The sequence below is a fragment of the Streptomyces sp. NPDC047108 genome, assembly GCF_040643575.1.
In the GTDB taxonomy this organism is placed as follows: Bacteria; Actinomycetota; Actinomycetes; order Streptomycetales; family Streptomycetaceae; genus Streptomyces.
Genome location: NZ_JBEYUP010000011.1, coordinates 61,083 through 85,476 on the forward strand (window position 1 = coordinate 61,083; position 24,394 = coordinate 85,476).

20 protein-coding genes and 1 pseudogene are annotated in these 24,394 nt (G+C 72.5%); 4 read left to right on the forward strand and 17 right to left on the reverse strand.

The annotated features are described in order from the left end of the window. Positions 1-67: 67 nt before the first annotated feature. Positions 68-1,411 carry an MFS transporter gene (locus ABZ822_RS21660; RefSeq protein WP_360856447.1) on the reverse strand — a complete coding sequence of 448 codons (1,344 nt, stop codon included), beginning with the start codon at positions 1,409-1,411 and terminating at the stop codon, positions 68-70. Positions 1,412-1,648: 237 nt separating this feature from the next. After that, the gene (locus ABZ822_RS21665; RefSeq protein WP_360856758.1) at positions 1,649-2,440 is read right to left on the reverse strand and encodes a metal-dependent hydrolase; all 792 of its coding nucleotides are present in this window, start codon (positions 2,438-2,440) and stop codon (positions 1,649-1,651) included. 167 nt (positions 2,441-2,607) lie between these two features. On the opposite strand from ABZ822_RS21665, the gene ABZ822_RS21670 reads away from it, so the two are divergent. Then, entirely contained in the window at positions 2,608-5,121 is a 2,514-nt protein-coding gene (locus tag ABZ822_RS21670; RefSeq protein ID WP_360856450.1) for a DUF3516 domain-containing protein, read from the forward strand. A gap of 25 nt (positions 5,122-5,146) precedes the next feature. Here ABZ822_RS21670 and ABZ822_RS21675 read toward each other — a convergent pair whose 3' ends face one another. The 11 genes and pseudogenes from ABZ822_RS21675 to ABZ822_RS21725 all read right to left on the reverse strand — a co-directional run. Further along, a complete protein-coding gene (locus ABZ822_RS21675; protein ID WP_360856453.1) occupies positions 5,147-5,941 on the reverse strand; it encodes a DUF817 domain-containing protein in 795 nt (264 codons plus the stop codon). 87 nt (positions 5,942-6,028) lie between these two features. Continuing rightward, positions 6,029-7,771, reverse strand: a complete 1,743-nt coding sequence (locus ABZ822_RS21680) for an ATP-binding cassette domain-containing protein (protein WP_360856456.1) — start codon at positions 7,769-7,771, stop codon at positions 6,029-6,031. Next, entirely contained in the window at positions 7,768-8,643 is an 876-nt protein-coding gene (locus tag ABZ822_RS21685) for an ABC transporter permease subunit (RefSeq protein ID WP_360856459.1), read from the reverse strand. The genes ABZ822_RS21680 and ABZ822_RS21685 overlap by 4 nt, the downstream gene beginning before the upstream one ends. Further along, a complete protein-coding gene (locus ABZ822_RS21690; RefSeq protein ID WP_360856462.1) occupies positions 8,640-9,587 on the reverse strand; it encodes an ABC transporter permease in 948 nt (315 codons plus the stop codon). The genes ABZ822_RS21685 and ABZ822_RS21690 overlap by 4 nt, the downstream gene beginning before the upstream one ends. Continuing rightward, positions 9,584-11,176, reverse strand: coding sequence for an ABC transporter substrate-binding protein (locus ABZ822_RS21695; protein ID WP_360856465.1), 1,593 nt, complete (start codon positions 11,174-11,176; stop codon positions 9,584-9,586). The genes ABZ822_RS21690 and ABZ822_RS21695 overlap by 4 nt, the downstream gene beginning before the upstream one ends. A 120-nt stretch (positions 11,177-11,296) precedes the next feature. Then, complete coding sequence (locus ABZ822_RS21700) at positions 11,297-12,088, reverse strand: class I SAM-dependent methyltransferase (protein WP_360856468.1); 792 nt, start codon at positions 12,086-12,088, stop codon at positions 11,297-11,299. Then, a complete protein-coding gene (locus tag ABZ822_RS21705) occupies positions 12,085-13,443 on the reverse strand; it encodes an MFS transporter (protein ID WP_360856761.1) in 1,359 nt (452 codons plus the stop codon). Before ABZ822_RS21705 ends, ABZ822_RS21700 begins: the two co-directional genes overlap by 4 nt. 14 nt (positions 13,444-13,457) lie before the next feature. Then, the gene (locus tag ABZ822_RS21710; RefSeq protein WP_360856472.1) at positions 13,458-14,567 is read right to left on the reverse strand and encodes a dipeptide epimerase; all 1,110 of its coding nucleotides are present in this window, start codon (positions 14,565-14,567) and stop codon (positions 13,458-13,460) included. Beyond that, positions 14,564-15,727, reverse strand: coding sequence for a pyridoxal-phosphate dependent enzyme (locus ABZ822_RS21715; RefSeq protein ID WP_360856475.1), 1,164 nt, complete (start codon positions 15,725-15,727; stop codon positions 14,564-14,566). The genes ABZ822_RS21710 and ABZ822_RS21715 overlap by 4 nt, the downstream gene beginning before the upstream one ends. Further along, the gene (locus tag ABZ822_RS21720; RefSeq protein ID WP_360856478.1) at positions 15,724-16,563 is read right to left on the reverse strand and encodes a DUF364 domain-containing protein; all 840 of its coding nucleotides are present in this window, start codon (positions 16,561-16,563) and stop codon (positions 15,724-15,726) included. The genes ABZ822_RS21715 and ABZ822_RS21720 overlap by 4 nt, the downstream gene beginning before the upstream one ends. Before the next feature lie 323 nt (positions 16,564-16,886). Then, positions 16,887-18,119, reverse strand: a pseudogene (locus ABZ822_RS21725) (ATP-grasp domain-containing protein); the annotation flags it as partial. A 118-nt stretch (positions 18,120-18,237) separates the two neighbouring features. On the opposite strand from ABZ822_RS21725, the gene ABZ822_RS21730 reads away from it, so the two are divergent. Beyond that, on the forward strand, positions 18,238-19,797 hold the full coding sequence (locus ABZ822_RS21730; protein ID WP_360856481.1) for an alpha/beta fold hydrolase: 1,560 nt from the start codon (positions 18,238-18,240) through the stop codon (positions 19,795-19,797). A gap of 174 nt (positions 19,798-19,971) precedes the next feature. Further along, positions 19,972-20,844 (forward strand): acyl-CoA thioesterase II, encoded by an 873-nt coding sequence (locus ABZ822_RS21735; RefSeq protein ID WP_360856484.1) that lies wholly within the window; start codon positions 19,972-19,974, stop codon positions 20,842-20,844. Positions 20,845-20,908: 64 nt separating this feature from the next. On the opposite strand, the gene ABZ822_RS21740 is transcribed toward ABZ822_RS21735, so the two are convergent. After that, on the reverse strand, positions 20,909-21,850 hold the full coding sequence (locus ABZ822_RS21740; protein WP_360856487.1) for a DUF6397 family protein: 942 nt from the start codon (positions 21,848-21,850) through the stop codon (positions 20,909-20,911). A 397-nt stretch (positions 21,851-22,247) separates the two neighbouring features. After that, the gene (locus tag ABZ822_RS21745) at positions 22,248-22,700 is read right to left on the reverse strand and encodes a roadblock/LC7 domain-containing protein (RefSeq protein ID WP_360856490.1); all 453 of its coding nucleotides are present in this window, start codon (positions 22,698-22,700) and stop codon (positions 22,248-22,250) included. Positions 22,701-22,838: 138 nt separating this feature from the next. Here ABZ822_RS21745 and ABZ822_RS21750 point away from each other — a divergent pair, with 138 nt between their 5' ends. Then, positions 22,839-23,267, forward strand: a complete 429-nt coding sequence (locus ABZ822_RS21750; RefSeq protein ID WP_360856493.1) for a PPOX class F420-dependent oxidoreductase — start codon at positions 22,839-22,841, stop codon at positions 23,265-23,267. 93 nt (positions 23,268-23,360) lie between these two features. Here ABZ822_RS21750 and ABZ822_RS21755 read toward each other — a convergent pair whose 3' ends face one another. After that, positions 23,361-23,978, reverse strand: a complete 618-nt coding sequence (locus ABZ822_RS21755; RefSeq protein WP_360856496.1) for an ATP/GTP-binding protein — start codon at positions 23,976-23,978, stop codon at positions 23,361-23,363. Further along, positions 23,959-24,387, reverse strand: coding sequence for a DUF742 domain-containing protein (locus ABZ822_RS21760; RefSeq protein ID WP_360856499.1), 429 nt, complete (start codon positions 24,385-24,387; stop codon positions 23,959-23,961). Before ABZ822_RS21760 ends, ABZ822_RS21755 begins: the two co-directional genes overlap by 20 nt. Between the last annotated feature and the right edge of the window lie 7 nt (positions 24,388-24,394).

Sequence of the window (24,394 nt, forward strand, 5' to 3'; positions counted from 1 at the left end):
ACCCCACCGCGCCGGCACACGGTCCCGGTCAGCCCCCCACAGCGGACCGGTTCCGTGATCCGGGGCCTCAGGTCACCTCGCTCCCGGCGGCCTGGGCGCGGCGCCTGAGCACGGCGATGGAACCGAGGGCGACCACCGCGAGCAGGATGATGTAGGCCGAGACGGCCATCGACGTCCCGGTGCTCTCCAGCAGCAGCACCATCATGAACGGCGCCAGGCCACCGCCGAGCACGGCGGCGATCTGGTAGCCGAGCGAGGCTCCGGTGTAGCGCATCTCCGCGGAGAACAGCTCGGCGAACAGGGCGGCCTGCGGCCCGTACATGATGCTCAGGAAGAGGCTGCCGACGAACGTGCCGACGGCGAGCCCGGCGATCGTGCCCGTGTCGATGAGCAGGAAGAGCGGGACGGCCCAGAGCAGCAGCCCTCCCGCGCCGATCGCGTAGATCCTCAGCCGTCCGAGCTTGTCGGAGAGGGCCGCCGCGGCGGGGATCATCAGGAGCTGGAAGCAGCTCACGATCAGGGACACGGCGAGCACCGAGCCGCGCTCCATGTGCAGTTCGCGGGTGGTGTAGTCGAGCACGCCGGTGATGAGGATGTAGAAGGTCGCGGTGTTGACGGCGAAGGAGCCTCCCGCGAGGAGCACCGTCCCGCGGTGCCGGGCGAGGATCTCGCGCAGGGGTGAGCGGGCGCCCTGCTTCTCCTTCTCCTCGGTGGCGAGCCGTCGTTCGGCCTCCCGGAACTCCGGGGTCTCCTCGACGCGGGTGTGGATGTACCAGGCGAGAACGAGCACGAGCAGGCCGACGACGAACGGCAGCCGCCATCCCCAGGAGACGAACGCCGTGTCACCGGTGGCCGCTTCGGAGAGGAGGAAGGCCGAGTTCGCTGTCACCACGCCGATGGGGACGCCGAGTTGGACGAGGCTGCCGTAGAGGCCGCGCTTGCCGGGCGGCGCGTACTCGGTGGCCATCAGCATCGCGCCGCCCCACTGCGCTCCGACGGCGATGCCCTGGAGTATGCGCAGCAGCACGAGCAGGACGGGGGCGAGGATGCCGATCGTCTCGTACGAGGGCAGCAGGCCGATGGCCGTGGTGGACAGGCCCATGATCGTCAGGGCCAGGACGAGCATGGGCTTGCGGCCGCGCTGATCGCCGATGTGGCCCGCGATGGTTCCGCCGATGGGCCGGGCGAGGAAGCCGACTGCGAAGGTCGCGAAGGCCGCGAGGACGCCGGCGACCGGACTGGCGGACGGGAAGAACGCGTCACCGAGGACGAGGGCGGCGGCGATGCCGAAGATGAAGTAGTCGTACCACTCCACGGCCGAGGCGAGGGCTGCCGCGGCGGCGGTTCGCCGGCGGCGGGAGGTGTCGGTGGCGGACGGGGTGGTGGTGGCGGACGTCGGGGGTGTGTCCATGGTGCCGTCCTTCGCAAGGGACGTGGGGACGGGTGAGATGTCGGCGCCGACGTGGGGAGTGGGGCCTCGGGGGTGAGGCGCGAGCGAACGTACCGACCGGATGGTATGGCGTCAACGGATCGGACCGAATCGCACCGCGGCGTCACCGTCCGCGCATGCCGGAGGCCCGGAACGAGTACGCCGTTCCGGGCCTCCGCGACCGTGTGGGCGCGTGCCGCGAGGGCGCCCTTCCGCGTCTCAGATGATGCCGAGCGCCGCCAGGCACCCGGCACCGCCGAGCAGCATGAAGACCGGCATCAGCACCTTCAGCTCCACCCAGCTCCCCGCCCGGAAGCGCATCGCCTTCGGCGGACCGATCGGGTACCAGCGCTTGCGGCCGACGACGATGGGCCACAGGATCGGGCAGCCGGAGACGGTCAGCGCGTCCCCGATGTCATGGACGAGCGCGCCCAGCACCACCGGCAGGCCGAGCCACAGGTACTCCTGGCCCGGGGCGGTGAACAGCCAGTCCGCCCCATTGCCCGGTTTGTTGAGAATGTCGGCCAGGATCCAGGCGCTGGTCGCGCCGAGCAGCCACACCAGGATGTCGCTGGAGACCCGGGCGGCCCGCCACAGCAGGCCCTCCACCGCCAGCACCATGTGCACGAAGAGAATGCCGAGCACCGCCCAGCGGCCACCCGCCATGCCGAGGACGGCCGTCCCTGCGCCGATCAGCACGGCCCACAGCCAGGTGTGGGTGAGCGTGCGGTGACCGCCCGAACGCCGCGGGTCGCTCTGCGTCTTGGTGGCCTTGTAGACGGAGTACGAGATCTTGTCGATCACCCCGCACAGGCCGCGCGAGACGGGCCCGAAGGCCCTGGATATGGTCGCCGACTTGTGATCGAGGTCGGGGGCCAGCGCCGCGCCGGCGCTGACCAGGGCGCCGACGACGAGGACGGGCCAGGGCATCGGGTGTCCGGCCGCGGCTGCCGCGGCGCCCACCCCCAGCCAGGCCGCCGCCCCGGACAGCGAGTGCGCCGGTCCCATCATGGTCTTCCCCACCCCTGTTGCTGTTGTGCGCCGCGGTGCCGTGTGCGGGCGTTTCCCGTACGGCCACGGTGTGTTGACGGCCAGTCGGCGGGACAGCGTACCGCCCGTGATCTTCCTTCCCCCGCCCGGGTTCTTCCCTGGCGCCGGGAGGCAGGCAGTATGGAGGCGTGACCCTCATCGATCATCTGCCGAACGACGCCGACCCCGATGCCCTCTTCGAAGCGTTCTCGACATGGGCCGAGGAGCGGGGCATCTCCCTCTACCCCGCCCAGGAGGAGGCGCTGATCGAAGTGGTCTCCGGGGCGAACGTCGTCCTGTCCACCCCGACGGGGTCCGGCAAGAGCCTGGTCGCGGCCGGCGCCCACTTCACCGCGCTGGCGAAGGACCAGGTCACCTTCTACACCGCGCCGATCAAGGCGCTGGTGTCGGAGAAGTTCTTCGACCTCTGCAAGCTCTTCGGCACCGAGAACGTCGGCATGCTGACCGGCGACGCTTCCGTGAACGCCGACGCCCCCGTGATCTGCTGCACCGCCGAGGTGCTGGCCTCCATCGCGCTGCGCGACGGGAAGAACGCCGACATCGGCCAGGTCGTCATGGACGAGTTCCACTTCTACGCCGAGCCGGACCGCGGCTGGGCCTGGCAGATCCCGCTGCTGGAGCTTCCGCAGGCGCAGTTCGTGCTGATGTCCGCGACGCTCGGCGACATGAAGCGGTTCGAGGAGGACCTCACACGCCGCACCGGCCGCCCGACCGCGGTCGTCCGCTCCGCCACGCGTCCGGTCCCGCTGTCGTACGAGTACCGGACCACCTCGCTCACCGAGACGCTGACCGAACTCCTGGAGACCCACCAGGCTCCGGTCTACATCGTGCACTTCACGCAGGCGGCCGCGGTGGAGCGGGCGCAGGCGCTGATGAGCATCAACATGTGCACGCGCCAGGAGAAGGACGAGATCGCCCGGCTCATCGGCAACTTCCGCTTCACCACCCGGTTCGGCAAGAACCTCTCGCGCTATGTACGGCACGGCATCGGGGTGCACCACGCGGGGATGCTGCCGAAGTACCGGCGCCTGGTCGAACGGCTCGCCCAGGCCGGTCTGCTGAAGGTCATCTGCGGTACGGACACGCTCGGCGTCGGGGTCAACGTGCCGATCCGCACGGTGCTGTTCACGGCGCTGACGAAGTACGACGGCAACCGGGTGCGCACGCTGCGGGCTCGGGAGTTCCACCAGATCGCCGGCCGGGCCGGCCGCGCGGGCTTCGACACGGCGGGCTTCGTGGTCGCCCAGGCGCCCGAGCACGTCGTGGAGAACGAGAAGGCGCTCGCCAAGGCGGGCGACGACCCGAAGAAGCGGCGCAAGGTGGTGCGCAAGAAGGCGCCCGAGGGCTTCGTCAACTGGGGCCAGAACACCTTCGAGAAGCTCATCGGCTCCGATCCCGAGCCGCTGACCTCACGCTTCCGCGTCACCCACGCGATGCTGCTGTCCGTGATCGCCCGGCCGGGCAACGCCTTCGAGGCGATGCGGCAGCTGCTGGAGGACAACCACGAGGACCGGCGCGCCCAGCTGAAGCACATCCGCCGCGCCATCGCGATCTACCGCTCGCTGCTGGACGGCGGCATCGTCGAGCGGCTGGAGGAGCCGGACGCGGAGGGCCGCATCGTCCGGCTGACCGTCGACCTCCAGCAGGACTTCGCGCTCAACCAGCCCCTGTCGACCTTCGCGCTCGCCACCTTCGAGCTGCTGGACCCCGAATCCCCGTCCTACGCCCTGGACATGGTGTCCGTCGTGGAGTCCACGCTCGACGACCCGCGGCAGATCCTGGCCGCGCAGCAGAACAAGGCGCGCGGCGAGGCGGTCGCCGCGATGAAGGCCGACGGCGTCGAGTACGAGGACCGGATGGAGCGGCTGCAGGACGTCACCTACCCGAAGCCTCGGGAGGAGCTGCTCTTCCACGCGTACGGCGTCTACCGCAAGAGCCACCCCTGGGTCGGCGACCACCCGCTCTCCCCGAAGTCGGTCATCCGTGACATGTACGAACGGGCCATGAGCTTCTCGGAGTTCGTCACCTTCTACGAGCTGGCCCGCACCGAGGGCATCGTGCTGCGCTATCTCGCGAACGCGTACAAGGCGCTGGAGCACACCATCCCGGACGACCTCAAGTCCGACGACCTCCAGGACCTGATCGCCTGGCTCGGCGAGATGGTCCGCCAGGTCGACTCCAGCCTGCTCGACGAGTGGGAGCAGCTCGCCAACCCGGAGGAGGAGACGGCGGAGGAGGCCCAGGCCAGGGCGGACGAGGTCAAGCCCGTCACCGCCAACGCCCGCGCCTTCCGGGTCCTGGTGCGCAACGCCCTCTTCCGCCGTGTGGAGCTGGCGGCGCTGGACAAGGTCGGCGAGCTGGGCGAGATGGACGCCGACTCCGGCTGGGACGAGGACGCCTGGGCCGAGGCCATGGACGGGTACTGGGACGAGTACGACGACCTGGGCACCGGCCCCGACGCCCGCGGGCCGAAGCTGCTGCGGATCGAGGAGGACACCGAGCACGGGCTGTGGCGCGTACGGCAGACCTTCGCCGACCCCAACGGGGACCACGACTGGGGCATCAGCGCCGAGGTCGACCTCGCGGCCTCCGACGAGGAGGGGCGCGCCGTCGTCCGGGTCACGGACGTCGGCAAGCTGTGAGCCGCCGGACGCGGTCCGGCCGGCGTCAGACCGCCGCCTGTTCCGTGGGGTCGCCCGCGTCCGGCCTCCGCCGGGCCCGGGCGACCAGCACGAAGGTGACCGTGATCAGCAGGGACCACGCGGCGAACTTGTGGACGGAGACGGGCTCCCAGCCGTCCATCTGGTAGGGGTAGCGCCAGGCGCCCAGATAGGTGGCCATGTTCTCGGCCAGCCACAGGAAGAAGCCGATCAGCACGAACGACAGGGCGAGCGGCATCCGGTGGCGGCGCCCTCCGGTGGTGAACTCCACCCAGGTGCCCCAGGTCGCCGCCAGCAGCAGGCCCGCCAGGAGCCAGCGCGCGTCGGGCAGCCAGTGGTGGGTGAAGAAGTTCACGTAGATCGCCGCGGCGATGGCCTGGACGGTCCGCGCACGGTAGCGGACCAGGCCGAGGTCGAACAGGCGCCAGGCACGGCACACGTAGCTGCCCACCGCCGCGTACAGGAATCCCCCGTACAACGGGACGCCGCCCACCTTCAGGAGGGCGGGCTCCGGGTAGCTCCACGAACCCAGGTAGACCTTCAGCAGCTCGAAGGCCAGGCCGATGGCGTGGCAGACGGCGATCACCGCCAGCTCCCGCCCCGTCTCCCAGCCGCAGGCACGGAACACCACGGTCAGCAGCAGGCCGTAGAGCAGGAGGAGGTCGTACCGCGCCACCGGCAGGTGCGGGAGCGCCCCGGACAGGGCCACGCCGGCGAGGATGGCGGCCGCGAAGGCGCAGCACCTGACCTGCATCCCCGCGAACAGCCAGAGCTGCCTGAAGGTCGTGATCACCGTCGGCATGGTCTCTAGGACGCAGGGGGCCCGGTCGGCGGTTGCCGGTCCGGCCGTGTCGATCGCTCCGCGGGAGCGTGGGGCGATCCGGCGGGCTCACCCCGGGCCGCCTGTGCCCGCTGTCCGCGAGGCCGGTCCCTGGACGCTGGGCGGGCCGGGGGCGCGGGGCGGTCCCAGGGCGCGGGGCGGGCTCGCTTCCGCGAGGCGGGGCACGCGGAACAGCTCGGCGGTACGGGGGTGGCGGGGCCGGGACCGCAGGGTCGCGGCCGGGCCGTGTTCGACGACACGGCCCGCGTCGACGACGGCGATGCTGTCGGCGAGGTCCGCGGCCACCGCCAGATCGTGCGTGATCAGCACCAGGCTCGTCAGCTCGTCCCGCTGGAGGCGGCGGAGGAGGTCACGGATGCCGCGGCGCGCGACGGTGTCCAGGCCGGAGGTGATCTCGTCGCAGACGAGGACACGGGGGCGCGCGAGCAGCGCGCGGGCGAGGGCGGCCCGCTGCAGTTCGCCTCCGGAGAGGGCGGCAGGCCGCCGCCCGGCCGTTTCGGGTGAGAGGCCCACGCGGGCGAGCGCGTCGAGGGCTTCATGCCGTGCGGCTTCCCGGCCGAGGCCCCGCAGGCGTACGGCTGTCCGCGCGACCTGGTCCAGCACCGGGCGGTACTCGTCGAAGGAGGCCCGCGCGTCCTGGAACACGTACTGGAGGGACGCGAGGTCGGTACGGGTGCGGTCGCGCAGGCTGCGGGGCAGGGCGCTCCCGTCCAGGACGGCACGGCCGGACCACTGCCGGTGCAGACCGGCGAGGCAGCGGGCGAGGGTGGTCTTGCCCGACCCGGAGCGGCCCACGACCGCCAGACACTCCCCCGCGACGACGGTGAGCGCGACGGCGTCGAGGACGGTCGTGGCGCTGCGCCGCGGCCCGTGCCAGGCGGTCAGGCCGGTGACCTCGATCGCGCCGCCGGTGCGGTGGGCCGGACCACCGTCGCTCGCGTGGCGGTCCGGACCAGCGCCGCTCGCGGGTCGGTCCGGATCACCGCCGCTCGCGGGTCGGTCGGGACCACCGCCGCCCGAATCCGTCCCGTGCCGTGAGCGCGGGGCATCGCGGGGGCGGTCTTCCGGATCGGCCGGGGGTGCGGCGGCGGACAGCAGCTGCCGGGTCCAGGGGTGCTCCGGCGCCGCGAAGACGTCGGCAGCGGGACCCGATTCCACGACGCGCCCCTCCTCCAGCACCACGACGTCGTCCGCCAGTTCGCGCACGACCTCCAGATCGTGGCTGAGCAGCAGCACCGCGATGCCGCGCGGCCGGAGAGCGCGGAGTTCGGCGACGACGCGTCGCTTGGTCAGGTCGTCCTGGCCGGTCGTCGGTTCGTCGGCCACCACGACGCGCGCCCCCAGGAGGAACGCCTGGGCGAGCACGACGCGTTGCTGCTGACCGCCCGACAGCTCGTGCGGAAAACGGCGGAGTACGGCCGCGGGATCGGGGAGTTGGGCGAGCCGCAGGGCCCCGTGCACCCGCGCTGCCCGCGAGCGTCGCCTACCGCCGTCGAGGCGGGCGATGTCCGCGAGTAGGGCGCCGACCCTGCGGGCCGGGTTGAGGGCGGCGGCCGGGTTCTGCGGGATGTAGCCGATCCGTCCGCCGGGCACGTCAACCGTTCCCGAAACCCGTGCCCCGGACGGGAACGCGCCGAGCAGGGCGAGTCCTGTCGTCGTCTTGCCGCTGCCGGACGCTCCGACGAGGGCCGTGCAGCGCCCGGGGCGCAGCTCCAGGCCGACCCCGTCGACGAGGGCGCGCCCGCCGGCCTCGACGCGCAGGCTGTCGACGCGTGCCACGTACGGCGTCACGCGGTGTCCTCTCTCTCGGACTTCCTTGTGGTTCCCGGGTCTCGCGGGCTCTTCGCCAGGACGGCGTCGAACAGCAGGTTGGCGCCCGTCGACAGCGCCACGATGAGCAGGGCCGGGACGACCACGGCCCAGGGCTGCACGAAGAGTCCGGTGCGGTTGCGGTCGACCATCACGGCCCAGTCGGCCGCGTCCGGCGCGACGCCGACGCCGAGGAAGGCGGCGGTCGCGACGAGATAGAGCGCGCCGGTGAGCCGTACGCCCGCGTCGGCCGCCATGGTCCGCAGCGTCGCCCGGCCCACGTAACCCGCCGCGATCCGCCACCGGCTCTCCCCCTGCATGCGCAGGGCCTCCACGGCAGGACGGGACGCGGCAGAGGCGGCGGCGGCCCTCATCATCCGTGCCGTGTCCGGCAGGTTGACGAGCGCGACAATGAGCGCGAGTCCTGCGGGGCCGGGGCTGAACAGGGCGGCGACGAGCAGCAGCAGAAGCAGCGACGGGACGGCGAGCAGCACGTCCAGAGGTCGCATCAGCAGCTCCTCCAGCCACGGTCGGCGGGTGAGCGCGGCGGCGAGGCCCAGGGGCGCGGCGGCGAGATATCCGAGCGCGGTGGCGGCGAGTGCGACGAGCACCACGGACCGACCGCCCAGCAGCACTTGGCGCCAGACGTCGCGGCCGGTGAAGTCCGTGCCGAGCCAGTGGCCGTCTCCCAGGGTGAACGAGGCGCCGCGCGGGCCGGGTTCACCGGCGATCCACGGTCCTGCGAGCGCGAGCAGCAGGGGCGCGGCGAGCAGGGCGAGGCCGAGACCTGCCCGGGCCCGGTGTCCCCGGCGGACCACTGCGGGGGACGGTCCGGCGAGCGCGGAGGCGGTCATGCCATCACCCCCGCGCGGGGGGCGAAGCGATGCGCCACCGCGTCCGCGCCCATGTTCAGCAGCACCGTGACGATGCCGAACACCACCGCCAAGCCCTGCAGTACGGGGATGTCCCGCGCGGCGACGGCGTCCATGAGGACCGTGCCGAGACCGGGGATGACGAACAGTGTCTCGACCACGACGACCCCGGACAGCAGCCAGTCACCGGTGCGGGCGAGCTGCTGCACGGCCGGTGCCACGGCGTTGGGGAGGGCGTGGCCGCAGACGACGCGGGCTCCCGGGATGCCGTAGCGCCGCGCCTGCGCGACGTACGGCGAGGCCAGGGCGTCGATCATCCCGGCCCGTACGAGGCGGCTGACGGAGCACACGGGGCGGGCCAGCAGCACGAGGACCGGCAGGATCAGCAGCGCGGGCGGGGGTACGCCGGTGGTGCCGACGGCGGTCGGCGGCAGCCAGCCGAGCTGCAGGGCGAAGACGACGACCAGCAGGACGCCGGATGCGAACTCCGGCACCGCGTAGACCCCGAGGGTCGTGGCGCTGATGAGGCGGTCCGTCCGTCCGCCTTCCCGTCGCGCGGCCAGGACTCCGAGCCCCACCCCCACCGGCACGAGCAGCGCCAGGGTGGACAGGGCGAGCGCGAGGGTCGGCCCGATGCCGGCCGCCAGATAGGCGGTCACGGGGCGGCCCGTGACGAGGGAGGTGCCGAGGTCGCCCCGGAGCAGCCCGCCGGCCCAGTCGAGGAAGCGCTCTGCGGCGGGGCGGTCGAGCTGCATCGCGGCGCGGATGCGCTCGATGCGCTCGGGGTCGGGATGGTCCCCGGCGAGCGCGACGGCCGCGTCACCGGGAAGGGCCTCGGTCAGCAGGAAGATCAGCAGTACGACACCGGCCGTCTGCGCGGCGCCCAGCAGCAGGCGCCGCACCAGCCAGGCGCGACCGGTGCTCACGCGAGCCACACCCGGTCGAAGCGGGCCCAGTCGAGCGTGTTGGCGGGCGCTTCGCGCCGCACACCGCGCACACGCGGGGCCGTGCCCACGATCCAGTCGGAGAACCCCCAGACCAGGAAGCCGCCTTCGGCGTGCAGACGGCGCTGCATGCGCGCGTACAGTGCGGAGCGCTCGTCGGTGTCCCGGGTGGACTGGGCCTGCTGGTAGAGGGCGTCGAAGGTCTTGTGCTCCCAGTGGGTGGCGTTGGTGGTGGAGCCGGTGAGGAGCCGCTGGGAGATGTGGGACTCGATGGGCATGGCACCGGAGCGGTAGCTGCAGAAGGTGCCGGATTCGAGGATGTCGTTCCAGTAGGTGTCCTTGTTGCCGACCTTGATCCTGACGTCGACACCGGCCTTCGCGGCCTGCTCCTTGAAGATCTCGGCGGCCTCGACGAAACCGGCGGCGACCGGGGAGGTGTCGAGGGTGACGGAGAGCCGGTCGTGTCCGGCCTCGCGCAGCAGCGTGCGCGCCCGATCGAGGCCCTGTTCCCGCTGCGGAAGCCCCTTCGCGTAGTACTGGTAGCCCTTGCCGAACAGGTCGTTGCCGATCTCGCCCGCGCCGGACAGCGCGCCCCTGACCAGCTCCTCGCGGTCGGCGATGAGGAAGAACGCCTCGCGGACCCGAGGGTCGTCGAAGGGCGGGCGGTCGGTCTTCATCGCGAAGGCCTGCATGGCGCTGTTGCGCAGCCGCACGATGGTGACCTGGCCGCTCTTGTCGTGAGCGCGGGCAGTCGTCGGGTTCAGCTCGTGGGCGTACTCCACCTGGCCCCCGAGCAGGGCGTTGATCCGGGCGGACTCCTCGTTGGCGACGACGAACTCGAGCGCGTCCAGGTACGGCGCGCCATCCCAGTGGTCGTCGAACCGGAGCAGCCGCAGAGAGCGCCCGGGCTCGAAGGAGCCGAAGCGGAACGGTCCCGAGCCGACCGGCTTCTCGAACCGGTCCGCACCGTCGGGAACGATGTAGGCCCCGAACGCGGCCAGGACGTTGGGGAATTCGGCGTACGGGCGCTTGAGCCGGAACTCCACGGTCCGGTCGTCCGTGGCACGGCTCGCGTCCAGGTCGACGGGTTCGAGCGACGCCTTGGCACGGAAGGCACGGTCGGGGTCCGCGATGCGCCGGTAGCTGTGGAGCACGTCCCGTGCGGTGACCGGCGCGCCGTTGTGCCAGCGGGCCTCGCGGAGGGTGACGCGCCAGCGGTCGAGCCGGGCGTTCGGCTCCCAGCGCTCGGCGAGACGTGGCTGCGCGGACATGTCGGAGCCGAGGTCGGCGAGTTTGTCGAACAGCGCCTTGGCACGGGAGGCGTCGACGAACAGGTTCGCCATGTGCGGGTCGAGTGTCTCGCCCGCGCCTCCTCCGGCGAACGCGGCGCGCAGGGTCCCGCCGCGCCGCGGGGGGCCGTCGTCGTCGGCCGCGTCGGAACGCAGGCCCGAGCCCGAGGTGCAGGAGGCGAGAGCGAGGGTCGCGGCCGCTCCTGTGCCCGCGGCGAGCACGGCGCGCCGGGCGGGGTGGTGCGGGAGGAGGGCGGAGGCTGAGCGGTGATGATCGGTCATGGAAGCCGGTCCTTGATCGGGTTGATCGGAAGGGGAGTTGGGGGTGGTGCCGGTGTTGGCGGCCGAAGGGGACGTTCGCGGGGGGCTCCGGCGGTTCCAGCGGGTCAGCTCGTCAGCCGGTCAGCTCGTCAGCCGGGCGACGAGGTGCAGCCGGTCGCCGTCGGCACCACCCACGGGCTCGTGGGCACCCGGCCGCCAGGGCGGTTCCGTACGCGGCCCCGGCCCGTCGTGGAGTTCCAGCACCTCGAAACCGGCGTGCGCGAGCAGATGACGCAGCTCCTGCGGGAACAGCAGCCGCCAGGCGGAGTGCTGTTCGACGGGGTGCCGCTCCGTCCCGGTGGTGGTCCATACGCGGCGGCGGCGCAGGAGTTGGGCGGCGCGGTCGATGTGCAGGGTGGTGGTCGAGGTGTGGGCGACGCCCTGCCAGGTGACGGAACGGGTCCGCGGAACGCCGAGGCCGTCGGTGGCGCCCAGGAAGTAGGCACCGTTGCGGAATTCGGCGACGAGCAGCCCGCCCTCCGCGAGATGGCGCCGGCAACTGCCCAAGAACCCGGCCAGCTCGTCGTTGGTGTGGCAGTACAGCAGCGAACTGTCCAGGCACAGCACGGCGTCGACGGTGCGGCCGAGATCGAAGCCGCGGAGGTCGGCACGGTGGTACTCCGGCCCGGGGTGGTGGGTCCTGGCGTACGCGAGCATCGTCTCGGACACGTCGATGGCGACGGTGTCACGGCCCTGGGCGTGGAGGTACGCGATGTCGCGCCCTGTTCCGCAACCGGCGTCCAGGACGCGGGCACCCGCGCCGTGACGGCGCAGGACGTGTTCCGCCCAGCGGCCCGCGCGGCGGTCGGGGTCGGGGAACTGGGCCTCGTACAGCTCGGGATGATCGGTCAGCAGGTTCGCGGAGGTGCTCATGAGACGGCCTCGCGCGAGCGTGGCCCGGTTTCGGTTCCCGGTCCGGGTTCGGGCTCGGTTCCCGGTCCGGGCTCGGGTTCGGGTTCGGGCTCGGGCTCGGGCTCGGCCTCGGGCTCGGTTCCCGGTTCGGATCCGGGCTCCGGCAGGGCGCGGAGGCGCCGCAGCAGCCGGACCCCGGCCGCCGACAGGAGGCCGAACGCGACGCAGCACACCCAGGGAATCCAGGGACGGTTCCCGCTGTCGCCCGCGTCCATGGCCCAGCCGACCGCGGTGTTCCCGGCCGCGGCCGCCACGCCCGAGACGACGTAGAAGACGCCGAAATAGGTACCGGTGAGCCGCGGGCTGCCGAACTCCGGGATGAGTTCCATGACGAAGGGCTGCGCCACCATGATCCCGGCATAGAGCAGGAAGGCACCTGCGAGGACGGGCGTCAGGCGCAGGGCGGCCTCCAGCGCTCCGGTTCCGCTCCCGCCCGCGTCCGTGCCGGTGACCAGGAGGGGCGGGACGAACGCGAGCCCCATCAGAGCCAGTCCCAGGGATATCCAGCGACCGCGGTCCCCGTACCGCTTCAGGCGGGCGGTGATGCGCAGTTGGAGCGCGAGGTTGGCGACCGTACCCACCAGGAAGACGGCACCGGCCGCACCCGGTAGTCCGGTGGCTTCGCGCGCGCCGGCGGGAAGGAGCAGATAGAGCTGGTTCTCCAGGGTGAACATGCCGACCATGGCGAGCGAGAAGGCCAGGAAACGGCGGTTGGCGAGGACGTCGCGCCAGTCGTCGAGCAGCCGGGCTTGCGTCTTCGGCACCTCACGGGCGGGAAGGACCGCGGCCTGAGCGACCGTCAGAACGGCGAAGACGGCGGCGGCGGTGAGCGCGGAGGCGCGGAAGTCGACCAGGAGCAGAGCACTTCCCAGAAGCGGGCCGATCAACGCGCCGGTGGTGGCGAACACATTGAACAGCGCGAACGCCTCGGCCTTCCGCTCCCCCGACTCGGCGGCGATGTAAGCGCGGACGGCCGGGTTGAAGAGCGCGCCCGCGACCCCGCTGAGGACGGACGCGGCGAGCAGGACGAGCAGGCCGTCGCCGAGGGCGAAGAGCCCGAAGCCCGCGGTGCGCAGGGCGCAGCCCGCGATGATGACACCGCGGGCCCCGAGCCGGTCGGCCGCCGAGCCGCCCACGATGAACAGGCCCTGCTGGCTGAGGTTGCGCACCCCCAGCACGATCCCGACCACGGCCGCGGACATCCCGAGGTCCTCGTCGAGGTGGGTGGCGAGGTACGGGATGAGCAGGTAGAAGCCGGTGTTGACACCGAGCTGGTTGATCAGCAGGAGCTGTACGGCGGGCGGGTGTCCGCGCATCGTACGGAGGGTGTTCACGCGGAGGTCCCTTCGCGTCGTGGCCTGTGCCGGGGGTCGTCGGGGGTGGTGTCGGGGGCCGCAGCGGCGGTGGGCGTCACGCCGAGTCCGGGGGCCGGGCCCGCCCGGACGGTGCCGTCCGCACCGCCGATGCCCTGCCAGGGATCGCGGGCGAGGAGCAGATGGCCGTCGAGATCGACCCAGCGGGCCCGGCCGACGAGGTGCACGGCGGGCGCGATGCCCAGCGAACTGGCCGTCAGGCAGCCGAACATGACGTCCGTACCGGAGCCGGACAGCGCCTCGCAGATGCGCAGCGCCTGGTGCACACCCCCGCACTTGGCGAGCTTGATGTTGACGCCCTGTACGCGGCCGGCGAGGCGGAGCGCGTCCTCGTAGCCGATCGCGTCCTCGTCGGCGATTAGGGGCAGGGGCGAGCGCCGTGCCAGCCGGGCGAGTGTGTCGGGGTCGCCGGGCGGGACGGGTTGTTCGACGGCCTCGACGCCGAGTGCGGCGAGCCGCGGCAGGAGGTGTTCGGTCAGGGCCGGTGGCCAGGCGCCGTTGGGGTCGAGGAGCAGCCGGGCTCCGGGGGCGGACTCCCGTACGGCGGCGACCCGGTTCAGGTCCTCCTCGGGGTCGGGGCCGCCTGCTTTGACCTTGAGGACGGTGAAGCCCTGGGCGGTGAGGGCACGAGCCTGGGCGGCCGCGTCCTCCACGCTGTTGAGGCCGATGGTGCGGGCGGTCGCCGCTGAGGGCGTCGGCGAGAGGTCGCCGAGGAGGGCGTGGACGGGGGCCCCGGCCGCGGTGCCGACCAGGTCGAGGAGGGCGGAGTCGACGGCGGCCGCGACTCCGGCGGGGACGCCGGGCGGCAGCAGTTCTCCCGCGGCGAGCGCGGACAGGGCGGTCTCGGGTTCATCGAACCGGCCCAGGACCGGGGCGAGTTCGCGGAGGCATCCGACGGCCCGGTCCGCACTCAGGCCGAGGTGGACGGAGCTGACGACCTCGCCGTATCCGTGGTGACCGCGGTGGTCCAGGCGGACCCACACGGCGTCACGGGCGGACATGACGGAGCGGGAGATGCGGAGCGGTTCGCGCAGTGCGAGGCGGGTGGTGCGCAGGGTGAGTCTCATGGGCCGTCCTCCTTCGGCGGCCGTACCGGGGCGGGAAGCGACGGCATCAGGGGGTCGACGACACCGCGGCACCGGGTCCATCCGGTGGCCTCGACGGCGGTGGGGCTGGGGATTTCGACCGGGCGGTCGGCGGGCAACCGTGCGCCTGCTGCTGCTGTTGCTTGTGCCGTTGTCGCGTCTGTCGCGGTGTCGCCTCCGGTGCTGATGCCGTGGGCGAGGCAGTAGTCGTCGTCGTAGACCGTGCCGAGGTACCGGTGCGGGCCGTCGGGGAAGACCGTGGCGACGACGGCGCCGGGACGGGTTCGGGCGGCCCATGCGGCCACGAGGGCCGCGGCACCCGTGCTCCACCCTCCGCTGACGAAGCTGGAACGAGCGAGCCTGCGGCAGGCGTCGACGGCCTCGTCTGGGCCGACCCAATGGACCTCGTCGAACGCCTCGTACCGGACGTTGCGCGGATGGATGCTGCTGCCGAGGCCGCGCATCAGGCGTGGCCGGGCGGGCTGGCCGAAGATGGTGGAGCCGACCGAGTCGACCCCGATCACGTACAGCCCGGGCCAGCGGCGCCGGAGGCGACCGGCGATTCCGGCACTGTGCCCGCCGGTGCCCACGCTGCACACCAGCACGTCCAGATGGTCCAGTGCCTCCGCGATCTCGGCGGCCATCGACGCGTAACCGGCCGTGTTGTCAGGGTTGTTGTACTGGTCCGGCCAGTACGCGGCGGGCAGCTCGGCCAGCAGCTCACGGAGTCGCGCGAGCCTGGCCGCCTGCCAACCTCCCTGGGGAGCGGGCCGGTCGACGATCTCCAGACGCACGCCGTGTGCGCGCAGCAGGCGGCGCATGGAGGCTTCGAGTTCGGCGTCGCCGACGAGGACGACCGGGTGCCCGAGCGCCTGCCCGGCGAAGGCGAGCCCGAGACCGAGCGTGCCGGAGGTGGACTCGACGACCGGAGCACCGGGGCGCAACTCGCCGCGCTCGCGGGCCCCGAGCAGCATCGCCACGGCGGCCCGGGCCTTCATACCCCCGGCGCCCAGACCTTCGAGTTTGGCCCAGAACCCGGGGTGCGCGTGCGGCAGCGGGGCCGCGATACGGGCCAGGGGCGTACGGCCGAGGAGGGCCAGCAGCTCGGGCGCGGCAACCGGTTCGGCTGCGACGGTGATCATGCCGGACCTCCGTAACGGTGCAGGACGCCCGGGCCGCCGTCGAGCCAGAAGAAGGGGTACGGCTCGGCGGAGACGGCGGTGACCCCTGCCCCGATGAAGTGCGGCAGGATCGCGCTGCCGGTCTGCGCGAAGAGGACGAACGGCGTACCGGTCCCGTGCGCATGCCGCAGCAGCGGCTCGAACGTCCCGTTGCCCAGGGTCATCCCGGAGGCCAGAATCGCGTCGCAGCCGTCGAGTTCGGGTCCTGCGTCGGTGCGGATCGGCTCGCCCCACTCGGTCGTCCCGCCCTTGAGGTCGCACGGCACATAGCCGATGCCGCGCTCGCGCAACTGCTCCAACAGCGAGTTGACGACGCCGACGACGAGCACACGGCGGGGCGCCTGGGCGGTCGGGGGCCCCGGGAGGAGACCGGCCACGCTCCGGGCGCGGCAGCGGGACTTGTGCAGGCTGTCGCCGGGGGGCAGCGGGAACGGCCGCGCGCCGTTCTCCGGGGAGTGCGGCCGGACGTGCATCAGGTACGCGTCGAGCGCGGCCACCCGCACGGCCGGAACCGGATGGCGGAGCAGCGTCGCGACATCGGCTCCGGCGCAGTCGTCGAGCGCCCCGGCCGTCAGCGAACCGGGTTCGACCGCGCACGACCCGACGCTCTCCCCGAGCCGCAGGCTCAGCACCTCGTTGCGGTATCCGCCGCTGCGCCCCTCGTGGCGCACGGCTTGAGCGGTGGTGAAGGCGACCGCCACGGTGCACGTGGCGGGACGGAGCCCGAACTTCCCGTCCAGCGCGCGCCGCAGAAGCTCCGCGAGGGTACGGGCGGGCGCGGTACGCACGGCCGTCATGCGGCACCACCCATCGGCGCGGCAGCGGCGGCGGCCGACGTGGCGTCGCCGGTGCCGGACGCGGACCGTACAGCCTGGGTCCCGGCGGACTCACCGGACTCGGGCGGGCGCGGGGTCGTGCGCTGGGCGGCCGCCCTGAGAGCGGCGCCGTTCCCGATCCCGTCGGACGGGGACGGGGACGGGGGCGAGGACGGGGACGGGGGCGAGGACGGGGACGGGGGCGGGGACGTGCCGGGGGAAGTCGTGGCCGATGTGCCGAACGTGGTCGTGGTCGTTGTCGTGGTCGTGCGCTCGGGCTCGGGCTCGGCGGGCTCCGCGTAGACCGGTCGAACTCCCGCGAGCACGGCCTCCACCCGGCTCCGCGCTCCGCCGCCCTCGGTGTCGACAGCCATGACGTGGCCGAGGTACTCGTTGTTGCTGGTGGCCGCTCGAACCCTGCGACCCGGCCGGGCGAGGTCCACCTCGCGGACACCCGGTGCGGCCGCTGCGTCGTCCGCTCCGGCGAACCCGGCGAGTTCCCCGGACCGTTCGGGGAGCAGGAAGCCGATGGCCGCGCTCCGGACGCCGGTCGGCCGCGGGGCCAGCGCGGGGCGGCGGCCGAGCGCGACGTCGACGGCGGCCGCGGCGAGGTCGATCCCGGTGACGTGCCGGACGAGTTCGGTGATGCGGTTGCCCGCCGGGCGCGGATTGACCTCGACGACGCGCGGGCCCGCCTCGGTGAGCTTGATCTCGGTGTGGGCCACGACCTGGTCGAGCCCGAGCGCGTGCAGTGCGGCCACCGCCGTCTCCGCGGCTTCCCGTTCGTGCGGGGATCCCGCCGGGAACATGTGGCCCGTCTCGATGAACGACGGCGCTCCGCCCACGCTCTTGTCGGTGACTCCGACGACCTGGCACACCCCGTCGTGGGAGACGGTCTCGACGCTGACCTCGGGTCCCGTCAGCAGTTCCTCGATGAGTACCACGGGGGCGCGCCGCTGACCGCGGGCATTGACCGGGAATCCCCCCACCGCTGCGTAGGCCTCGGCGAGTTGTCGCTCGTCGTCCACCTGCCGCACACACATGCCGGCACACAGGTCGACAGGCTTGATCACCAGAGGAAACCCGAAGTCTCCGGCGGCCCTCACCGTCTCCTCCCAGTCTCCGCAGATCGCGAAGCGGGGGCCCGGCACCCCGGCGTCGGCCAGTATCCGTCGCGTCGCGTCCTTGCGGCAGGCGGCCTCGACCGCATGGGGCGCGGGGCCTTGAAGCCCGAGCCGGTCGGCGACATGGGCGACGGCGGGGAGGTAGTAGTCGCAGGAGGACAACACCCCGTCGAAGCCCAGCACTTGGTGCAGCTGCTCGGCGCGGTCGACCAGCGCGGGAATGTCGTTGGTCTCGGCGGTGATCACGTGGTGCGCGGCCAGCAGCGGATGGGGTGCGCCCGGTGGTGCGGAGCGCAGGTAGTGGTGCAGGTCCCTGGTCAGGAACGTGAACCGGTGTCCGGCTTCGCCGATGGCATGCGGCAGCAGCCGGCTCATCGATCCGACCCAGCTCTCGATCATCAGCAGATGTCCCACGGTGCCCCTCTCGGAGTGCGACGTCATGGCGGCGTGGCATTGACCGAGAGCGACAGTAAACGATAATCGTTTTCATTGCCATGTGATGCCCCGCCACCGATACGGACCGTGAGACCCCGTGAACTCCCTTGACCCCAGCCCTTCTTCGCGACGCACCGCTCTGATCTGCGCCTCTGCCGCCATCGTGATCTCCCTCACACCGGCCCCTGCCGCGACGGTGCCGGCCGCGCAGCAGACGCCCGCGCAGGCTTCGGCCCCCGCGGACCGGCTGCACTTCTCCCAGTGCCCGGCCGATGTCCCCGCCCCGCCGGCGCCCGACCGGATCGAATGCGCGACCCTGCGCGTGCCGCTGGACTGGGACCGCCCCCACGGGCCCCGGATCGACCTCGCCGTCTCCCGCGTCGCCGCATCGGGCCCGCCGTCCGAACGGCGCGGCGCCCTGCTCGTCAACCCCGGAGGGCCGGGTGGCCCCGGGCTCGGCTACGCCGCCACCAAGCGGGCCAAGCTGCCCGCGTCCGTCCGCACCTCCTTCGACGTCATCGGCTTCGACCCCCGCGGAACCGGGCGGAGTTCACCCGCGGACTGCGGCGCCATGGGCGGGCTCTTCGACGCCCCAGGTGCCGATCCCGTGCCCCGCGGCGCCGCCGCGGAACGGGCGCACCGGGGCGCCCTCCGGCACACCGCCGGGGACTGCGCGCGGGGAACCGGAGCAGCGCTCCCCCACCTCGGCACCGAGAACACCGTCCGCGACATGGACGCCATCCGCCACGCTCTCGGCGAGCGGCGGATCAGTTTCCTCGGTGTCAGTTACGGCTCGTACCTCGGCGCCGCCTACGCCGCCCGCTATCCGCGCCGCGTGGACCGCATGGTGCTCGACAGCGTCGTCGGCCCCGAGGACTGGCACGACTTCGACCTGCGCCAGGCACGGGCCCTGCTGCGGCAACGCTCCACGTTCTTCGACTGGGTGGCCGACCATCCCGACCGGTTCGGCCTCGGCGCCACCCGCGCGTCGGTGCGCGCCGCCTACGCACGCGCCCGTCACGGACTGGCCGCCCACCCCGTCGACGGCTTCGGCCCCGCCGAGTTCGACCGTGCCGTCTACCGGGCGCTCGGCCGCACCGAACGCTGGACCGGTCTCGGTGACGGGATCCACGGCTATCTCACGCGCGGATCGGTCGCCGGGCTGCGGCCCGCGGAGCCGTTCGACGGCCCCGCCTCGCGCAGCTACGAAGCCGCCAACCGGACCGTCAAGTGCGCTGACGGGCCCGGCCCTTCACCGTCACGGGTCGCCTCCGATCTGGACCGGCTGCGCGCGCTCGACCCGCTCCCCGTGCTGACCGGGATGGAGGCGTGGGCCTGCGCGTACTGGCACCACCACCCCGATCACCGCACCGCTCTCGGCTCTCCCGATGCTCCTCCCCTCCTGCTGATCGCCTCCGGCCACGACCCGGTGACCCCGGTCTCCGGCGCTCATGCGATGCGCCGCGAGCTGCCGGGCTCGCGGATCGTCACCCTTCACGACGACTTCTCGCACGGTGTCTTCGCCAGCCGCGGCGACACCTGCGTCGACGAGACGGCCGCCGCCTATCTCGTCGACGGGAAGGTCCCCCGCCATGACGTCGACTGCCAGGGCCCGGGACTTCCCGAGCCCACCCCGCCCACGCCGCCGGCGCCGTGACTGCCACGGCGTCGTAGCGCGACCTCATGGACATGCCCCACCGGCACGGCCGTCACCTGCCGAGCCGGCGGCCTCATGGACATGCCCCACCGGCACGGCCGTCACCTGCCGAGCCATCCCTCCGGGAGGTCTGATCTAGTGTTGCGCCGCGGTGGCACGACATGAGGAGACGCGATGACCAACCCGGCGGAACGCCTCGTCGACCTGCTCGACCTGGAGCAGATCGAGGTGAACATCTTCCGCGGTCGCAGCCCCGATGAGTCGCTGCAGCGGGTGTTCGGCGGGCAGGTCGCCGGGCAGGCTCTGGTGGCCGCGGGGCGGACCACGGACGGGCAGCGCCCGGTGCACTCCTTGCATGCCTATTTCCTCCGTCCCGGCAGGCCGGGCGTGCCGATCGTCTACCAGGTCGAGCGTGTGCGGGACGGGCGGTCGTTCACCACCCGCCGCGTGGTGGCCGTGCAGCAGGGCCGCACGATCTTCAATCTGACGGCTTCCTTCCATCAGCCGGAGGCGGGCATCGAGCAGCAATTGCCCATGCCCGAGGTGCCGGGGCCCGAGGAACTGCCCACGCTGCCGGACGAGATCCGGCAGCACCTGGGCGAGCTGCCCGAGGCCCTCGAACGCATGGCCCGGCGGCAGCCCTTCGACATCCGCTATGTGGAGCGGCTGCGGTGGTCGGAGAAGGAGCTGCGAGGTGCCGAACCGCGCAGCGCCGTGTGGATGCGGGCCGTGGGGCCGCTGGGCGACGACCCGCTCGTCCACACCTGCGCCCTCACCTACGCCAGCGACATGATGCTGCTGGACGCGGTCCGCGTGCCGGTCGAACCGCTCTGGGGCTCACGAGGGTTCGACATCGCGTCACTGGACCACGCGATGTGGTTCCACCGCCCGTTCCGCGCGGACGAGTGGTTCCTCTACCAGCAGGAGTCCCCCATCGCCACGGGCGCGCGCGGACTGGCCCGCGGCCAGATCTACGACCGGGAGGGCCGGCTCCTGGTCTCCGTGATGCAGGAGGGACTCTTCCGGAGGCTGGGGCTGGACGGCTGAAGGCCGGATGACGGCTCCGCCGTCCACCCCTCCGCTCGGGTCCCCACCCGGACCCGCCTTCCCGTCACCCCGCCCGGCGTCGCAGCCAGGCCTTCAGGCCCCGGCGGCGGCTCACCTCCGGTCCGTCCGGCGACCTGCCGCCTTCCGACGGGCCCGGGGAACGGCCGGCGTCCTCCGGTGCCGGGCTTCCGGTGCCGGTCGTGGGCTGCCCCGGCAGCGGTGCCGAGCGGACGGCCCTCGCCTCGTCCAGCGCGTAGGCCAACGACAGCCGGATCCACAGGATTTCGTCCGGATCGTCAGCCCTGATCAGCCGCTCGACCACCTCCGCGGTCGCGGTCGACACGGCCCGCCGGGGCATCAGCGACGGACGCAGTTTGCGCAAGTACGCCCGCTCGTAGGGATCCTCGGCGATCTCGGCCAGGTCGTCCGAGGGCAGCAGGGCCGCGGGCACCGCGGCGCGCTCCCACGGGTCGTCCGTCTGCCGGGCGAGCTGCCCGACGCGGCGACTGCGCCAGTTCCTCGCGCGCCAGTCCTCACCGGCATCCAGCAACGCCTTGAGGTTCTTCGGAATGCTGCCGGTCAGCATGGCGGGCTCCCGCTCGGCGAACGCCCGCAGTTCCCTTGCCGGGTAGAGCCAGACGACGGCGCGATAGCGATTGACGTAGAACGTGGCGGGACTCAGCAGGCCGACCCGGGCCAGGCGGCCGAAGCGCTCCTGGGTGATGCTCATCAGCTCGGCGGCGTCGGCCGTCCCGACCACGTGCGCGCGCTCCCGCAGACGGTCGGGAAAGCCCTCCTCGCGCTGCAGACGCGTCACTTCCGCACGCGGCACGCGACGACCTTCACCCGCCGGAGCGGGAACGGTCCGCACCTCCTCGAGCTGGACCGCGATCTCCAGCTCCCGCGGCCTCAGGCCCAGCTCCGCCGCAGCCCTGCGGAACGCCAGCGCCGCCTCGACGGCCCCGCGATCGGGGACGCCGCGATCCGTGGCACCCCTGCGGGCCACACCCCGGCCGGCAGCGGCCGGACTCCCCCGTCCCACGGCGCCGTGAAGGACCGCGCCGCCGCGATCCACGACCGGCCGATCGACTACCGGCCGATCGAGTACGGGCCGATCAACGGCGCGCCGATCCGCGCCGTGTCGATCGACCCCGCCCCGATCCACGACGCTCCGGCCTACGGCGCCCGGATCAATCGCGCTCCGGTCCGGCGCGCCCTGCACCGGGACGGCGCCACCCGCGGTGCCCCCGTCGACGACGGCCTGTGCCGCGGTCCGCGTTTCCTGAACTGCCATGACGGTCTCCCCCGTACGGTCCGATCACTCTCGGTGACGACCGTAGCCCGGAAGGCCGACACCTCGCTCCCCCTGTGGATAACTCGGAGAAGCGCAGCGGCCGCACACCTCAGCCCCCGCCGATGCCCCCGCCGATGCCTCCGCTGCCCGGAGCGTCGCCCGGCACGGTCCTGCCCTGCTGCCTGACGGCGACCCCGAGGTGCTCGCCCACACGGTTGACCAGCAGCGTCATCTCGTACGCGACCTGCCCGATGTCGGCGTCGGCGGTGCCGAGAACGCAGAGACAGCTACCCTCCCCAGCGGCTGTCACGAAGAGCACGCCGTCATCGAACTCGATCATCGTCTGCCGTACTCGTCCTGCCCTGAAGTGCAGGCCCGAGCCCTTCGCCAGACTGTGCAAGCCCGATGACACCGCCGCGAGATGTTCGGCGTCCTCACGCTCGAGCCCCTCACTGGCCGCCGTCACCAGTCCGTCGTTCGACAGGACCAGCGCGTGGCGCACCGATCCGACGCGCTGCGTCAGATCCTCCACGAGCCAGTCGAGCCCCTTGCCCAATGCCATTGCGTCCCTCCGCCTCCCCGTACGGCAGTTCGCTTCAACTGACGTGAAGCCTGTCCCACGTAGGCCGTACGGGCAAGCCGTCTTACGAGGTGGTGGCCGTACCGTGTCCGACGTCGGCATATGACAGAAGATGGCCGCATGGCTCACACAATGACCCAGGACGAATGGCACGCTTTCGTCGCCGAGGGAACGCGCACCGCGAAGCTGTCGACCGTGCGCTCCGACGGCAGCCCTCATGTGGCTCCCGTGTGGTTCGTGCTCGACGGGGACGATCTCGTCCTCACCACGCACAAGGAGACGGTCAAAGGCCGCAATCTGCTGCGCGACGGCCGGGTGGCGATCTGTGTGGACGACGACCGTCCGCCGTTCTCGTTCGTCTCGATCCGCGGCACGGCCGATGTGAGCGAGGACGCACAGGAGCTCCTGCACTGGGCGACGCGCATCGCAGGCCGCTACATGGGGGCCGACCAGGCCGAGGCGTACGGCAAGCGCAACGCCGTGCCCGGCGAGCTGGTGGTCCGGGTGCGCGTGGACCGGGTCGTCGCTCAGGCCGCCCTCGCCGAATAGCCGGGAGCGGGCGGGAGCGGCGGGGAGCGGGGCGGGAAGGCGCGAGCGAAGGACCGGGCGGCACCGGACCGGGCAGACGGTCGCGCCACCGCACTACCCCACGGACTTCAGCAGCCGGTCCGTGTGGACCCGTCCCGCGTACTCGACCAGCCTGATCAGCACCTCCTTCCCCGAGTCGCGGTCCCGTGCGTCGCACAGCACCACCGGAGTGCCGCGCTCGAGGTCGAGGGCCTGCGACACCTCGTGCGCGCCGTAGGCACGAGCCCCGGCGAAGCAGTTGACGGCCACCACGAACGGGATGGCCCGGTGCTCGAAGAAGTCCACCGCCGGGAAGGAGTCCTCGAGCCTGCGCGTGTCGGCGAGGACGACGGCCCCCAGAGTGCCGGTCGCGAGCTCGTCCCAGAGGAACCAGAACCGGTCCTGTCCCGGGGTGCCGAACAGATACAGCGATAATCCCGAGCGGATGGTGATCCGGCCGAAGTCCATGGCCACCGTCGTGGTGGTCTTCCGTTCGAGGCCCGCGAGGTCGTCGACGCCGCGTCCGGCCTCGCTGAGCCGTTCCTCCGTGCGCAGGGGGCGGATCTCGCTGACGGATCCGACCAGGGTGGTCTTGCCGACCCCGAAGCCTCCGGCCACGAGGATCTTCAGCGCCAGCGCGTCGGCCGCGCCGTCGTCGGCCTGCTGGTCTCGGTCAGAGCGCACGGAGTCCATCGATCACTTCTCTCAGGATGTTCTCGTCGGGAAGCCGGGCCGGGGGTACCGGTCGGCGCACGGTGATGCAGGTGAGTTCGAGGAGGTCGCCGAGGAGGACGCGGACGACGCCCACGGGCAGGTCGGCGTCGGCGGCCAGTTCGGCGACCGACAGGGTCCGGGTGTCGCAGAGGCCGAGCAGGGCGCGGTGTTCGGGTCCCAGCCGGGCCGCCTCCGCGTCGATGGCGCCCGCGTCGCCGGTGACCAGGGCGATGAGGTCCAGGGGGACGCCACCGGTGCCGGGGCTGGTACGTCCGCCCGTCATCGCATAGGGACGGATGAGGGGTCCGGCTTCGGCGTCGTACCAGTGGCCCGGTCGCTGAGGGGACCGGCTGCCGAAGGGCGGTCGGTCGTGGTCGCTCTGTGCCATGTCCGGT

Bases quoted from the DNA above. Each gene is read 5' to 3' on its own strand.
- ABZ822_RS21660 (WP_360856447.1), bottom strand. From the start codon at position 1,411: ATGGACACACCCCCGACGTCCGCCACCACCACCCCGTCCGCCACCGAC.
- ABZ822_RS21665 (WP_360856758.1), bottom strand. From the start codon at position 2,440: ATGATGGGACCGGCGCACTCGCTGTCCGGGGCGGCGGCCTGGCTGGGG.
- ABZ822_RS21675 (WP_360856453.1), bottom strand. From the start codon at position 5,941: ATGCCGACGGTGATCACGACCTTCAGGCAGCTCTGGCTGTTCGCGGGG.
- ABZ822_RS21685 (WP_360856459.1), bottom strand. From the start codon at position 8,643: ATGACCGCCTCCGCGCTCGCCGGACCGTCCCCCGCAGTGGTCCGCCGG.
- ABZ822_RS21695 (WP_360856465.1), bottom strand. From the start codon at position 11,176: ATGACCGATCATCACCGCTCAGCCTCCGCCCTCCTCCCGCACCACCCC.
- ABZ822_RS21700 (WP_360856468.1), bottom strand. From the start codon at position 12,088: ATGAGCACCTCCGCGAACCTGCTGACCGATCATCCCGAGCTGTACGAG.
- ABZ822_RS21705 (WP_360856761.1), bottom strand. From the start codon at position 13,443: ATGCGCGGACACCCGCCCGCCGTACAGCTCCTGCTGATCAACCAGCTC.
- ABZ822_RS21710 (WP_360856472.1), bottom strand. From the start codon at position 14,567: ATGAGACTCACCCTGCGCACCACCCGCCTCGCACTGCGCGAACCGCTC.
- ABZ822_RS21715 (WP_360856475.1), bottom strand. From the start codon at position 15,727: ATGATCACCGTCGCAGCCGAACCGGTTGCCGCGCCCGAGCTGCTGGCC.
- ABZ822_RS21720 (WP_360856478.1), bottom strand. From the start codon at position 16,563: ATGACGGCCGTGCGTACCGCGCCCGCCCGTACCCTCGCGGAGCTTCTG.
- ABZ822_RS21735 (WP_360856484.1), top strand. From the start codon at position 19,972: ATGACCAACCCGGCGGAACGCCTCGTCGACCTGCTCGACCTGGAGCAG.
- ABZ822_RS21745 (WP_360856490.1), bottom strand. From the start codon at position 22,700: ATGGCATTGGGCAAGGGGCTCGACTGGCTCGTGGAGGATCTGACGCAG.
- ABZ822_RS21750 (WP_360856493.1), top strand. From the start codon at position 22,839: ATGGCTCACACAATGACCCAGGACGAATGGCACGCTTTCGTCGCCGAG.
- ABZ822_RS21755 (WP_360856496.1), bottom strand. From the start codon at position 23,978: ATGGACTCCGTGCGCTCTGACCGAGACCAGCAGGCCGACGACGGCGCG.
- ABZ822_RS21760 (WP_360856499.1), bottom strand. From the start codon at position 24,387: ATGGCACAGAGCGACCACGACCGACCGCCCTTCGGCAGCCGGTCCCCT.